At 70.4% G+C, this 13,348-nt stretch carries 16 protein-coding genes; 12 read left to right on the top strand and 4 right to left on the bottom strand.

Annotated features, from left to right (window positions below; genetic code table 11):
• Positions 1 to 639: RDD family protein (locus C1I97_RS17530; protein WP_220040834.1), on the top strand; the 639-nt coding region annotated here is incomplete at its 5' end.
• Positions 640 to 733: 94 nt separating this feature from the next.
• Here the strand turns inward: C1I97_RS17530 and C1I97_RS17525 are convergent.
• Positions 734 to 1,012, bottom strand: a complete 279-nt coding sequence (locus C1I97_RS17525) for a hypothetical protein (protein WP_111004160.1) — start codon at positions 1,010 to 1,012, stop codon at positions 734 to 736.
• A gap of 482 nt (positions 1,013 to 1,494) precedes the next feature.
• Here C1I97_RS17525 and C1I97_RS17520 point away from each other — a divergent pair, with 482 nt between their 5' ends.
• Together C1I97_RS17520 and C1I97_RS17515 are read left to right on the top strand one after the other, a co-directional pair.
• The gene (locus tag C1I97_RS17520) at positions 1,495 to 3,843 is read left to right on the top strand and encodes an immune inhibitor A domain-containing protein (RefSeq protein WP_111004159.1); all 2,349 of its coding nucleotides are present in this window, start codon (positions 1,495 to 1,497) and stop codon (positions 3,841 to 3,843) included.
• A 122-nt stretch (positions 3,844 to 3,965) separates the two neighbouring features.
• Positions 3,966 to 4,310, top strand: a complete 345-nt coding sequence (locus C1I97_RS17515; RefSeq protein WP_111004158.1) for a hypothetical protein — start codon at positions 3,966 to 3,968, stop codon at positions 4,308 to 4,310.
• A gap of 30 nt (positions 4,311 to 4,340) precedes the next feature.
• On the opposite strand, the gene C1I97_RS17510 is transcribed toward C1I97_RS17515, so the two are convergent.
• Positions 4,341 to 4,928 (bottom strand): isochorismatase family protein, encoded by a 588-nt coding sequence (locus C1I97_RS17510; RefSeq protein WP_111004157.1) that lies wholly within the window; start codon positions 4,926 to 4,928, stop codon positions 4,341 to 4,343.
• A gap of 109 nt (positions 4,929 to 5,037) precedes the next feature.
• On the bottom strand, positions 5,038 to 6,384 hold the full coding sequence (locus C1I97_RS17505; RefSeq protein WP_111004156.1) for a nicotinate phosphoribosyltransferase: 1,347 nt from the start codon (positions 6,382 to 6,384) through the stop codon (positions 5,038 to 5,040).
• Between the two features lie 102 nt (positions 6,385 to 6,486).
• Between C1I97_RS17505 and clpS the strand changes: the two genes are divergently transcribed.
• The 8 genes from clpS (at position 6,487) to C1I97_RS17465 (ending at position 11,987) form a co-directional block, all read left to right on the top strand.
• Entirely contained in the window at positions 6,487 to 6,804 is a 318-nt protein-coding gene (gene clpS / locus C1I97_RS17500; RefSeq protein ID WP_111004155.1) for an ATP-dependent Clp protease adapter ClpS, read from the top strand.
• A gap of 12 nt (positions 6,805 to 6,816) precedes the next feature.
• Positions 6,817 to 7,422, top strand: a complete 606-nt coding sequence (locus C1I97_RS17495; protein WP_111004154.1) for a DUF2017 domain-containing protein — start codon at positions 6,817 to 6,819, stop codon at positions 7,420 to 7,422.
• A gap of 403 nt (positions 7,423 to 7,825) precedes the next feature.
• Positions 7,826 to 9,244: an amino acid permease gene (locus C1I97_RS17490; protein ID WP_111004153.1), complete on the top strand. Its 1,419-nt coding sequence runs from the start codon at positions 7,826 to 7,828 to the stop codon at positions 9,242 to 9,244.
• Positions 9,245 to 9,388: 144 nt separating this feature from the next.
• Positions 9,389 to 9,811, top strand: coding sequence for a Mov34/MPN/PAD-1 family protein (locus C1I97_RS17485; RefSeq protein ID WP_111004163.1), 423 nt, complete (start codon positions 9,389 to 9,391; stop codon positions 9,809 to 9,811).
• A 134-nt stretch (positions 9,812 to 9,945) separates the two neighbouring features.
• The gene (locus C1I97_RS42720) at positions 9,946 to 10,041 is read left to right on the top strand and encodes a putative leader peptide (protein WP_369008360.1); all 96 of its coding nucleotides are present in this window, start codon (positions 9,946 to 9,948) and stop codon (positions 10,039 to 10,041) included.
• Between the two features lie 121 nt (positions 10,042 to 10,162).
• Positions 10,163 to 10,441: a MoaD/ThiS family protein gene (locus C1I97_RS17475; RefSeq protein WP_111004151.1), complete on the top strand. Its 279-nt coding sequence runs from the start codon at positions 10,163 to 10,165 to the stop codon at positions 10,439 to 10,441.
• A gap of 17 nt (positions 10,442 to 10,458) precedes the next feature.
• On the top strand, positions 10,459 to 11,409 hold the full coding sequence (locus C1I97_RS17470; RefSeq protein ID WP_111004150.1) for a PLP-dependent cysteine synthase family protein: 951 nt from the start codon (positions 10,459 to 10,461) through the stop codon (positions 11,407 to 11,409).
• Positions 11,410 to 11,507: 98 nt separating this feature from the next.
• Complete coding sequence (locus C1I97_RS17465) at positions 11,508 to 11,987, top strand: hypothetical protein (RefSeq protein WP_111004149.1); 480 nt, start codon at positions 11,508 to 11,510, stop codon at positions 11,985 to 11,987.
• 24 nt (positions 11,988 to 12,011) lie between these two features.
• Here the strand turns inward: C1I97_RS17465 and C1I97_RS17460 are convergent, their stop codons facing one another.
• Complete coding sequence (locus C1I97_RS17460; protein ID WP_111004148.1) at positions 12,012 to 12,476, bottom strand: type II toxin-antitoxin system PemK/MazF family toxin; 465 nt, start codon at positions 12,474 to 12,476, stop codon at positions 12,012 to 12,014.
• Positions 12,477 to 12,691: 215 nt separating this feature from the next.
• Between C1I97_RS17460 and C1I97_RS17455 the strand changes: the two genes are divergently transcribed.
• Positions 12,692 to 13,348: MBL fold metallo-hydrolase (locus tag C1I97_RS17455; RefSeq protein ID WP_111004162.1), on the top strand; the 657-nt coding region annotated here is incomplete at its 3' end.

Raw genomic sequence — 13,348 nt, 5'->3', positions numbered from 1 at the left:
CCGTACGGCCCTCCGCCCTCGGGGGCGCCGCCACCCCCCGGCGGCGCCCCCGAGGGCGGAGGGCCGTACGGCGGGGGCCAGGGCGGAGGCGGTCCGTACGGTCCCGGTGGACCGCAGGGCGGCGGAGGCGGTCCGTACGGCCCCGGCGGCCCCCACGGCGGTGGGCCGTACCCGGGCGATCCCCTCGCCGGCATGCCCCCGCTCGCCGACAGCGGCAAGCGCACCCTCGCCCGGATCGTCGACCTGATCCTGGTGGGGATCGTCGTCGCGCTGATCACCTGGGCGCTGCGGATCAACGAGTACGCGGTGAACGCCGAGAACGTGCAGGTCGGCAAGTCCGTGGCGCAGTCGGTCGTCGGGGTGGTGCTCTACATGGCCTACGACACCTTCATGATCGCCAGTTCCGGGCAGACCCTCGGCAAGAAGTGGCTCGGCCTGCGCGTGGCCAACCTGGGCGACGGCTCCACCCCGTCCGTCCCGACCGCGCTGGCACGCGCCGCGGTGCTGTGGATCCCGTGCTGGTTCTGCTGCGCCTGCCTCTGGCTGGTGATCTCCGGCGGCTGGAGCTTCTTCGACCGCCCCTACAAGCAGGGCCTGCACGACAAGGCGGCCAGGACGGTGGTGGTCAGCACCAGGTGACGCCGACCCGCCGTGAAGCCCGACGTGAGGACTGGAGCGAGGCCCGAGGCGAAGCCCGAAGGGAAGTTCGAGGCGAAGCCCGAAGGGGGCAGGGTCAGGAAGCCGTCCGCCCCCGCGCCGGCTCCATCCCCGCCGAGACCGGCTCCCGCCGCACCGGCGTCCGCGGAGTCGCCTGCTCGGCGGCCGGCTCCGCCGTGTGCGCCTTCGGCAGCGGTGCCGTCATGGCGACCAGGAGGCCCAGCGCGAGCGCCGATACGGCGATGACCGCCACCCCCGGGCCCGAACTCGTCCGGGACAGCAGCAACATGGCGAGCGTCGAGAAGATCACGGTGCAGGAGCCGTAGGCGAGCTGTGCGGCGGTCGGACGAGGCATGGCAATCGATCCTCGGAAGTGGGCGTCTCCCCCCGTGCCTCTCGCTTGGGGGAGGGTGCGGACAGGGATCTGCGGGTGTGACAAGGATGTCGGCCTGGTTTTCCACCGGCTTCCGGGCGTTCCGCCGGTCGACTCTACCGCCTGTGTGCCCGAGTGGAACCGTCGGTAAGCGTGGCCTGACCCAGGGTGCCGGTGCACAGGGGGCGCACAGAGTCATGCGGTCCACGAACCGGACGGATTCGCGCGCCCGTTCGGAGTCCGTTCCGCTGGTGCGGTCCCTCCGGCCCGCAGCCGTCCCGCGTTCGCAAAGCGGACGCGCACTCCGCATAATGCAGTTGTCCTGCTCAAGTCAAGGTCTATATTTTCTCGGCAACCTCTAGTCAAATGTCGTCACTTGACAACACGCGTTGCTCGCGCGCGGACATTCCCTTGTTCCCAGGACCCCCTTCCGCGTGCACGAACGCGTCAGGGGAGGACATCAAGTGACGAGTAGAACATGGACGTTCAGAACGGCCGCGGTCGGTGTCGCGATCGCGGCGGCCACCGCCACGTTCTCGACGTCCGCCGTCGCGGAGGCCGCCACGACGGCCGGCTCCGCTTCCGTGGACCGGCACGACCCACAGCCGGTCGAACAGCACGCGCACGACCTGGACGGCCCGCTGAGCCAGACTCAGAAGGCCCAGCGCCAGGAGGCCCTGAACCAGCTCATCGCCGGCAAGACCACGGTCCAGAAGCGGCACGGTTCGAAGGTCGTCGAGCTCAAGGGCAAGAAGGGCGACACCAAGTACGTCGAGCTGGGCCGGGAGAAGACCGACAAGATCTTCACCATTCTGGTCGAGTTCGGCGACAAGACCGACCCGAGGTACGGCGGCACGCCCGGCCCGCTGCACAACCAGATAGCCCAGCCGGACCGCAAGAAGGACAACAGCACCGACTGGAAGAAGGACTACGACCGGAAGCACTACCAGGACCTGTACTTCGGCACCGGCAAGAACGTCGAGTCGGTCAAGAAGTACTACGAGACCCAGTCCTCGGGCCGCTACTCGGTCGACGGCGAGGTCTCCGACTGGGTCAAGGTCCCCTACAACGAGGCCCGTTACGGCTCCAACAAGTGTGACCCCGACACCTGCGCCTGGTACGCGGTGCAGGACGGCGTCACCGCCTGGGTCGAGCAGCAGAAGGCGGTCGGCAAGACCGACGCCGAGATCCGGGCCAAGCTCGCCGAGTACGACCAGTGGGACCGCTACGACCACGACGGCGACGGCAACTTCAACGAGCCGGACGGCTACATCGACCACTTCCAGATCGTGCACGCCGGTGAGGACGAGTCCGCCGGCGGCGGCGCGCAGGGCGAGGACGCGATCTGGGCCCACCGCTGGTACGCCTTCGGCACCGACGCCGGCGCCACCGGCCCCGAGTTCAACAAGCTCGGCGGCGCGCAGATCGGCGACACCGGCATCTGGGTCGGCGACTACACCATCCAGCCGGAGAACGGCGGCCTCGGCGTCTTCGCCCACGAGTACGGCCACGACCTCGGCCTGCCGGACGCCTACGACACCGCCGGCGGCGAGAACGGCACCGGCTTCTGGACGCTGATGTCCTCCGGTTCCTGGCTCGGCCGCGGCAAGGACGCCATCGGCGACCTGCCGGGCGACATGAACGCCTGGGACAAGCTGCAGCTGGGCTGGCTGAACTACGACATCGCCAAGGCCGGTGTGAAGTCCGCGCACAAGCTGGGGCTGTCCGAGTACAACACCAAGCACCGGCAGGCCGTGGTGGTCTCCCTGCCCGACAAGCCGGTCACCACCACCGTCGTCACCCCGGCCCAGGGCGCCACGCAGTGGTGGAGCGGCAGCGCCAACAACCTGAGGAACACGCTGACCCGGTCCGTGGACCTCACCGGCAAGTCGTCGGCCGCCCTCACCCTCGACGGCTGGTACGAGATCGAGGCCAACTACGACTACCTCTACGCCGAGGTCTCCACCGACGGCGGCGCCAACTTCACCGCGCTGGACGGCACGGTGGACGGCCGGCCGATCCCGCGCGACGGCAGCGACAAGCCGGCGCTGACCGGCTCGGTCGACGGCTGGAAGAAGCTGTCGTACTCCCTCGACGCCTACGCGGGCCAGAAGATCCAGCTCCGCTTCCGCTACCAGACCGACGGCGGCGTGGCGCTCAAGGGCTTCACGGCCGACCGGATCACCCTGACCGCGGACGGCGCGGTGCTCTTCGCGGACGACGCCGAGAGCGCGGACCCGGCGTGGACGGCGAACGGCTTCTCCCGCATCGGCGCGTCCTTCACCAAGGACTACAAGCAGTACTACATCGCCGAGAACCGGCAGTACATGTCGTACGACACCACGCTGAAGACGGGCCCGTACAACTTCGGCTTCCTCGGCACCGACCGTCCGGACTGGGTGGAGCACTTCCCCTACCAGAACGGCCTGCTGATCTGGAAGTGGGACACCTCCCAGGTCGACAACAACACCAGCAGGCACCAGGGGACCGGTCTGATCCTGCCGGTCGACTCGCACCCGGCCGCGCTGAAGTGGTCCGACGGCACGCTGATGCGCAACCGCATCCAGACCTACGACGCGACGTTCAGCACGTTCGGCACGGACGGCATCACGCTCCACAAGGCGGGCGTGGCGACGAAGATCAAGTCCTCGAAGGGCGTGCCGGTCTTCAACGACCACACCAGCACCTACTGGGACCCCGCGAACCCGGGCGGCAGTGTCAAGGTCACTGACACCAACACCAAGATCAAGATCACCAAGGAGGCCAAGGATGGCTCCACGATCGAGATCGAGGTCGACCGCGCGGTGAAGTAGGCGGTATTTCCGCAGGTCAAGCGCGTATCGGCGGCAACCCCTTGGCGGGTTGCCGCCGATCGTGTTTAGGTGCCTGCTGTGACTCCCTTATTGACACCGACCAGAACGGGGGATGGGACCGCATGGCCGCAGGAGGTTTTTGCAAGCTGCCGAACGGCACCGTGGTGGTGGCGCTGAACCTGCCCAGCCCCGCCCCCGGGGAAGCCGGCGGCGTCCGCGTACTCGTCCACGCCCGCAACCGCGCCCGCGCCCTGACCCGCCTGCGCAACCTGGGCCTGCGCGCGATCTACCTGCGCGGCAACACGGCTCCGCCCACCCCGGACGAGATCACCGCGGTCCTCCACCACCCCGACGGCCTGATATGGCGCACGGCCCCCGACAACGCTGTCGACACCCCCGTCGGCGCCCCTGAGCTGTGGCACCCGATCAGGGCCCTGCTGAGACACCGGGCGGCCCCCCAGGCGTGAGCCCGCCGGGGAACAGGCCCTGGGGCGGTCTCAGGCGACGACCGGTTTGCCCGTGAGTTCCACGCCCGCCCGGCGCAGCTCCTCCAGGGCCCGTTCCGTGGTGGCCGCGCTCACGCCGGCGGTGAGGTCGAGGAGGACCTGGGTGCGGAAACCCTCCTTGACGGCGTCCAGCGCGGTGGCGCGGACGCAGTGGTCCGTGGCGATGCCGACCACGTCCACCTCGTCGATCTCGCGGTCCCTGAGCCAGCCGGCCAGGGACACGCCGTTCTCGTCCGTGCCCTCGAAGCCGCTGTAGGCCGCCGAGTAGGCGCCCTTGTCGAAGACGGCGTCGACCGCGCCGGAGGCGACGGCGGGGGCGAAGTTCGGGTGGAAGCCCACGCCCTCGGTGCCCGCGACGCAGTGCGCGGGCCAGGAGCGGACGTAGTCGGGGTTGTCGGCGAAGTGGCCGCCGGGCGCGATGTGGTGGTCGCGGGTGGCCACCACGTGCCGGTAGCCGGCGGGGGCCTGCCCGATCAGCTCGGTGATCGCGGCGGCGACGTCGGCGCCCCCGGCCACCGCGAGGCTGCCCCCCTCGCAGAAGTCGTTCTGCACATCAACGACGATCAAGGCGCGGCGCATGGTCGGTGTCCTTCGGGTATCGGGTCGGCGGCGGGTGTCGGGTCGGCGGCGGGTGTCGGGTCGGCGGCGTGGGAACCTTCGGGGGCGTGTCGAAGCGGGGGCACTCGCTTTAGCTACCCGAGCCCCCGTGGGCGTACTCCGTCGGAAGGACGGGTTCCCCCCGGGAGAGCTGCGTCGCCGACAGCGGCAGACCGGCGCGGGCGGCCGCGTGCCGGTCCCGGGCCGCGTCCAGCGGCTCGCGGGCGACCACCTCGCCGCCCCTGACCAGCTCGACCAGCAGCTGCCGGCCGGCCAGCGCGTCCGGCACCGGCCCGGTGCCCACCACCTCGGCCTCCGCGACCCCGTCCGCGTCCAGCCGGCGCGCCGCCCACTTGCGGCCGCCGACGGAGGTCTTGCCGCCGGTGGACCTCTTCGCCACCGGCACCAGCGGCGCCCCCGGCTCGGCGCTCTCGGCACGGGCGACCAGCTTGTAGACCATGGAGGCCGTCGGATGGCCGGAGCCGGTCACCAGCTGGGTGCCGACCCCGTAGGCGTCCACCGGCGCCGCCGCGAGGGAGGCGATGGCGTACTCGTCCAGGTCCGAGGTGACGATGATCCTCGTGTCCCGGGCCCCGAGCTCGTCCAGCTGCCGGCGCACCCGGTGCGCGACCAGCAGCAGGTCGCCGGAGTCGATGCGCACCGAGCCCAGCCCGGGCCCGGCGACCTCCACGGCCGTACGGACCGCCTCGGCCACGTCGTACGTGTCCACCAGCAGCGTCGTGTCCCGGCCCATCGAGTCGACCTGCGCCCGGAAGGCGTCCCGCTCGCTGTCGTGCAGCAGGGTGAAGGCGTGGGCGGAGGTGCCGACGGTCGGGATGTTGTAGCGGAAGCCGGCGGCCAGGTCCGAGGTGGAGGTGAAGCCGCCGACGTAGGCGGCCCGCGCGGCGGCCACCGCGGCCAGCTCGTGGGTGCGGCGGGCGCCCATCTCGATCAGCGGACGGCCGCCCGCGGCCGAGGCCATCCGGGAGGCGGCGGCCGCGATCGCGGAGTCGTGGTTGAGGATCGACAGGATCACGGTCTCCAGCAGCACGCACTCGCCGAACGACCCCTCCACCCGCATGATCGGTGAGCCCGGGAAGTAGACCTCCCCCTCGGGGTAGCCCCAGATGTCACCGCTGAACCGGTAGCCGGCGAGCCACTCCAGCGTCGCCTCGTCGACGGCCCCGCGCTCCCGCAGGAAGCGGAGCGCGCCCTCGTCGAAGCGGAAGTTCTCCACCGCGTCCAGCACCCGCCCGGTGCCGCCCACGACACCGTAGCGGCGCCCGTCGGGCAGCCGCCGGGTGAAGACCTCGAAGACGCCGCGCCGCTCGGCGGTCCCGGCCTTCAGGGCCGCCTGCAGCATGGTCAGCTCGTAGTGGTCCGTGAAGAGCGCCGTCGACGGGACGTCCACCGGCAGCCCAAGGTCCGCTGTGTTCATGGCGAAGGATCGTACTCCCATTTCGTCAGACTGACGATTTGGGGGTCCGCGCGTCGATCACCGCGGTGCCCGTTTGTGCGTGTACCCCCTCGGGATGGCAGCATGGGCCATGTGACGGCAGCCGCACCCATCGAGATCGAGAAGACCGAGTCGGCGGAAGAGGTCTTCGCCGTACCCGAGCCCGACGTCCCCTGGGTGACGATCGTCCACAATGACCCCGTCAATCTCATGAGCTATGTCACGTACGTCTTCCAGACGTACTTCGGCTATCCCAAGGACAAGGCCACCAAGCTCATGCTCGACGTCCATCACAAGGGCCGGGCGGTCGTCTCCAGCGGAACGCGCGAGGAGATGGAGCGGGACGTGCAGGCCATGCACGGCTACGGTCTGTGGGCCACCCTCCAGCAGGATCGGAAGTAGCGAACTCCCTCCATGGCAGGACACTTCGAACCGCTCCCCGGCGGCGGCGCGGCCATCGCCCTCGACGACGTCGAGATCTCCATCATCCGCTCGCTGGCCGTGCAGCTCCTGGAGCTCATCGGCCCCGGCCCCGCCGAGGACACCCCCGGCGACCCGCTCGCCGGACTGTTCGCCGAGGGCCCGAGCGAACCGCCCTCCGACCCGGCCCTCAGGCGGCTCTTCCCGGACGCCTACTGCGACCCCGAGCAGCCCCCCGGCACCCCGCGGGACGCCGCCGAGCAGCGCGCCCACTCGGCCGAGTTCCGCCGCTACACCGAGAACGACCTGCGTGCCGGCAAGCGCGAGAACGCCCTCGCGATGATCCACTCGCTCAACGCGCTCGCCCCCGCCGGCGAGGGCGGGGCGGTGCTGGAGCTGTCCGTGGAGGACTCCAGGCGGTGGCTCGGCGCGCTCAACGACCTGCGTCTGGCGATCGGCTCCCGGCTGGAGATCACCGACGAGGACGACACCGACGACTTCTACGACCTGCCGGACGAGGACCCGCGCAAGCCGATGGTGATGGCCTATCTGTGGCTGGGCAGTCTCCAGGAGACCCTCGTCTCCACCCTCATGCCGTAGCCCGGCCCCGGAATCCTCCCGGAGATTCCCCGAAATCCCCCGAAAGTCCCCGAACGCCTCCTGGACCTCTTCCCGGTACCTCCCGGTTCGTGTGGATTCCGTGTTCGCTCAGAGGACGCTCAAATCCGGATAACGATCCGGTCACCGCGGCGGCCGGTTATGGGTCTGCCATGTGCGCTTTGTCCGCTTCTCCCTGTGGGGTGCGTCACGCGCCTTCCCGGCGATCAGCGCTGCGGCCGTGGTAAATCTTCACGACCGCCCGGCGAACACCACCCGCGTTCGGCCGGGTGTGCCACCGGTCCGGCAACCGCCGACCAGGCACAACTCCATCATTCCGGGGGGAATCGCGACCCCGAGCCGCGGCCGACCACGGCGCGGTTCGGCATGGAGAAAGGCGCACCACATGACCTCACCGCAGGTCACCGAAGCCCCCGAAGAGGGGTACGAGCGAGGGCTCGACAGCCGCCAGGTCCAGATGATCGCCATCGGCGGTGCCATCGGCGTCGGCCTCTTCCTGGGAGCCGGGGCGAACATCGCCAAGGCCGGCCCCAGCCTCATCGTCATGTACGCCCTCGCGGGCCTGATCATCTTCTTCATCATGCGGGCGCTCGGCGAGCTCCTGCTCTACCGTCCGGTCTCGGGCTCCTTCGCGGAGTACTCCCGCGAGTTCCTCGGCCCGTTCTTCGGCTACTTCACCGGCTGGACGTACTGGCTGATGTGGGTGGTGCTCGGCATGGCCGAGCTGACAGCCGCCGCGATCTACGTCCACTACTGGTTCCCGGCCATCCCGCAGTGGGTGACGGCCCTGGTCTTCCTGCTGGTCCTGTACGTGGCCAACCTGATCTCGGTGAAGGTCTTCGGCGAGATCGAGTTCTGGTTCTCGATGGTCAAGGTCACCGCGCTCATCGGCATGATCGTGATCGGCCTGGGCGTCCTCACCTTCGGCTTCAGCGCCGCCGGCGACACCGCCGCCGTCGCCAACCTCTGGCAGTTCGACGGCTTCTTCCCCAAGGGCATCGGCTCCTCCCTGATGACCCTGCAGGGCGTGATGTTCGCCTACCTCGCCGTCGAACTGGTCGGCGTCACCGCCGGCGAGTCCAAGGACCCGGAGAAGACCCTCCCCAAGGCCATCAACACGCTGCCCTGGCGGATCGCCCTGTTCTACGTCGGCGCCCTCACCGTCATCCTGTGCGTGGTGAAGTGGACCGAGTTCGGCCCGGGTGTCAGCCCCTTCGTGAAGGCGTTCGCGGTCATCGGCATCCCCGCCGGCGCCGGCATCGTCAACTTCGTGGTGCTCACCGCCGCCCTGTCCTCCTGCAACTCCGGCATGTACTCCACCGGCCGCATGCTGCGCACCCTCTCCGACAACGGCGAGGCCCCCCGGGTCTTCCGCCGCCTGTCGTCCTCCAGGACCCCGGCGCTCGGCATCACCGTGTCCGTCGCCTTCATGGGCATCGGCGTGGTGCTGAACTACATCGTCCCGGAGAAGGCCTTCGGCTACGTCACCTCCGTCGCCACCGCGGCCGGCGTCTGGACCTGGCTGATGATCCTGGTCAGCCACATCCTGTACCGGCGGGGCGTCGAGGCGGGCCGGCTGCGCGCCTCCTCCTTCCCGGCGCCGGGCGGATCGGTCTTCTCCTACGTCGCCATCGCGTTCCTGCTCTTCGTCACCGTCCTGATCGCCTGCGACGCCGAAGCCCGCATCTGCCTGTACGTGATGGCCGTCTGGGCCGTCGCCCTCGCCGTCGGCTGGACGGTCCTCAAGACCCGCAACCCGCAGGTCGCCGAGCGCCACGAGCCGCAGCTGGAGAAGACCGGCTGACCCGGCGGCACTCCCCGGACCGGACGTCCGGCGGGCGCGGGTGCTCCTGGCGCCCGCACCCGCAGCCGCTCAGGACGTCCACCATGTGGGCCGCCCCGTACCACCCCTCGGTACGGGGTGGCCCCTCTGTCTATGCTGGCCGGCATGCTGACCATCACCCAGGCCCTCCACGACCAGATCGTCGCCCACGCCCGCAAGGACCACCCCGACGAGGCGTGCGGCGTCGTCGCCGGCCCCGTGGGCTCCGGCCGGCCCGAGCGGTTCATCCCCATGGTCAACGCGGCCCGCTCGCCCACCTTCTACGAGTTCGGCTCCCAGGACCTGCTCAAGCTGTACCGCGAGATGGACGACCGCGACGAGGAGCCGGTCGTCATCTACCACTCCCACACCGCGACCGAGGCCTACCCCTCCCGCACCGACGTCACCTACGCCAACGAGCCGGGCGCCCACTACGTCCTGGTGTCCACGGCCGACACCGACGGCCTCGGCGAGTTCCAGTTCCGCTCGTTCCGCATCGTGGACGGCGAGATCACCGAGGAGGAGGTCAAGGTGGTGGACGCGTACTGACCGGCGCACCGCTTGGCGCGCACCGGCCCGCAGCGGCGTGCGCATCCCGCGCACATCTCGCGACGTGGATGAATACCGTCCGAGGGGCGAGATCGCATTCCAGGTCCCGGACCGGGAATCGATACGATGACCCCATGGTTTTCAACGACGTGAGCGACCAGACGCCGGGCACGCTGCTCGTGGCGCGGCTGCACGTCGACCTGTGCAGGCTGAACAGCGCCATCTGTTGACGTCCCCTGCCCGCCACGCGGCCGTGAGCCGCGGCGCTCCCCCCAGTGCCGAAAGCCTGGGGGGACCCCAACGCGCGCCCCCCGAACCGAACGACACCCTTTCCGACAGGAGCCCGCAACCATGGCCATCGAGGTCCGCATCCCCACCATCCTCCGCCAGTACACCGACGGCCAGAAGGCCGTGGAAGGCAACGGGGAGACCCTCGCCGAACTCTTCGCCGACCTCGAGACCCGGCACCCGGGCATCCAGGCCCGCATCGTCGACGGCGAGCAGCTGCGCCGCTTCGTCAACGTCTACCTGAACGACGAGGACGTCCGCTTCCTGGACGGCATCTCCACCAAGCTCACCGACGGTGACAACGTCACGATCCTGCCGGCCGTCGCCGGCGGCATGCGCTGATCGGCCGCTGAGCAGCGATGCGCTACGACTCCCCGCTGGCCGCGGTGGGCAACACCCCCCTGGTGCGCCTGCCGCGGCTGTCGCCGTCCGCCGACGTCCGCATCTGGGCCAAGCTGGAGGACCGCAACCCGACCGGCTCCATCAAGGACCGCCCCGCCCTGCACATGATCGAGCAGGCGGAGAAGGACGGCCGCCTCACCCCGGGCTGCACGATCCTCGAGCCGACCTCGGGCAACACCGGCATCTCCCTGGCCATGGCCGCCAAGCTCAAGGGCTACCGCATGGTCTGCGTGATGCCCGAGAACACCTCCCAGGAGCGCCGCGACCTGCTCGGCATGTGGGGCGCTCAGATCATCTCCTCGCCGGCCGCCGGCGGCTCCAACACCGCCGTACGCGTGGCCAAGGAACTGTCCGCCGAGCACCCGGACTGGGTGATGCTCTACCAGTACGGCAACCCGGACAACGCCGGCGCCCACTACGCCACCACCGGCCCCGAGATCCTCGCCGACCTGCCCTCCCTCACACACTTCGTCGCGGGCCTGGGCACCACCGGCACCCTCATGGGCGTCGGCCGCTACCTGCGCGAACACAAGCCGGACGTACAGATCGTCGCCGCCGAACCGCGCTACGACGACCTGGTCTACGGCCTGCGCAACCTCGACGAGGGCTTCGTCCCCGAGCTGTACGACGCCTCCGTCCTGACCACCCGCTACTCGGTCGGCTCCGCCGACGCGGTCACCCGCACCCGGGAACTCCTCCAGCAGGAGGGCATCTTCGCGGGCGTCTCCACCGGCGCCGCCCTGCACGCGGCCATCGGCGTCGGAAAGAAGGCGCTGAAGGCGGGACAGAACGCCGACATCGTGTTCATCGTCGCCGACGGCGGCTGGAAGTACCTCTCCACCGGCGTCTACACGGCACCCACCACCGAGGAGGCCATCGAGAAGCTCCAGGGACAGCTCTGGGCATAGCCCTCCGGCCGAATTGGCGGGCCCACCGAAGTTCAACGGCGGCAGACGGGGCAAGAAGGACAGGCAACGGCACTTCGGGCCTGAAAGGCGGCCGTCCCATGCGCCGTACGACGCTCCAGCGCACCACCGTCACCGCCGCGGCGGCGACCCTGCTCCTGGCAGGGTGCGGCGCCGGGCACGACGGTGCGGGCTCCGGCGGGGACGGCGCCGACACTCCGTCGGCCTCCGGCCCGCCCCCCGCCCCGAAACCCGCGCCCGGCTGCGCGGACCACGCCGAACTCACCGCCGCCGACTCCGGGCACACCCTCTGCCTGAGAGCCGGCGGACAGGTCCGGCTCACCCTCGACGGCACCAGGGAGCGCCCCTGGACGCCGGTGAAGTCCACCGGCACCGCCCTGCGGGCCACCAACGCCGGCATCGTGATCCTGCCGGGCGACGCCGTCGCCGCCTACGACGCGGTCGCGCCCGGAACGGCCCGGCTCACCTCCACCCGCCCGCTGTGCCCGGCCGGCCCCGGCCGGACCGGGTGCAAGGGCACCCAGGAGTGGACGGTCACGGTGAAGGTGGCGAGGCCATGAACCGTGCCCGACGCGGACCCCCGCTCAGCCGGCCAGATACCGCACCTGGTCCCACAGCACCGGGTCCACGACCCCCACCCGGCGCCGGAAGTCCCACACCGGCACCTCCCGGACCTCGTCGGTCTCCAGGAAGCCGGCCCGCCCCTGCGCGTCCCCCACCGAGCCCGGCGGCAGGGGAATCACCCCGGCCCGCTCGTCGTGGTACTTGCTGGTGATCTCCGCGACCCTGGCGTGCTTGCCGCGCACCGACAGCACCAGACAGGGCCGGTCCCTCGAACCCGGCCCCTCGCCACAGGGCACGCTGGCCCACCAGATCTCCGCCGGCTGCGGACGCGCCACGACGGTCCGGCCGGACCGGGCGTCCGGGCGTCCGGGCGGACGCATCCGCCGGCCCGCGGGCCGCCGGCCCCGCCCCCAGCCGTCGACCAGCGTGGCGACGAGCGCGAGCAGCACCACCGCCGCGAGCGCCGGCCACCAGGACGTGTCCATGGGAACGACGTTACCGGCGCGCGACCCTCCGTGCGCGCCCTCTTCCGGACCCCGTGCGCCTCACATCCAGCCGAACCGGTGACACCACAGGTGAGTTCGCCCACAACAGCCCTTGCCGTAGGAGCGACTGGACGTCCCGCGCCTTAGGCTCGACGGACCGCACGACCCCCGTCACCTTCTTCTTGCTGTTCACCGCCAGCGGAGGTTCCTGCTTCATGAAGCTCACCGTCGTCGGCTGCTCGGGGTCGTTCCCGTCCGCGGAATCGGCCTGCTCGAGCTACCTCGTCGAGGCCGACGGCTTCCGGCTGCTCCTCGACATGGGCAACGGCGCCCTGGGCGAGCTGCAGCGCCACTGCGGTCTCTACGACCTCGACGCCATCTTCCTGAGCCATCTGCACGCCGACCACTGCATCGACATGCTCGGCTACTTCGTCGCGCGCTACTACCGGTACGACGGAGGCCGCTGCGACCCCATCCCGGTCTACGGGCCCGAGGGCACCGAACACCGGCTCACCACCGCCTACGCCGACACCCCCACCGCCTCCTCCATGAGCGAGGTGTTCGACTTCCACACGGTGAAGCCCGGCACCTTCGAGATCGGCCCCTTCATCGTGCACACCGATCTGGTGGCCCACCCCGTGGAGGCGTACGGCATCCGGGTCGAGCACGGCGGCAAGGTGCTGACGTACTCCGGGGACACCGGGGTGAGCGACGCGCTGGACGAACTCGCCCGCGACGCCGACCTGTTCCTGTGCGAGGCGGCCTTCACGGACGGCAAGGAGGACATCCCCGACCTCCACCTCAACGGCCGCGAGGCAGGCGAGACCGCCACCCGCGCCCGCGCCCGCCGCCTGGTCCTCACCCACATCCCC

Origin of the sequence: Streptomyces sp. NTH33, from assembly GCF_003236365.1 — a bacterium.
Classification (GTDB): domain Bacteria; phylum Actinomycetota; class Actinomycetes; order Streptomycetales; family Streptomycetaceae; genus Streptomyces.
This window is presented reverse-complemented; position numbering and strand designations above follow the sequence as displayed.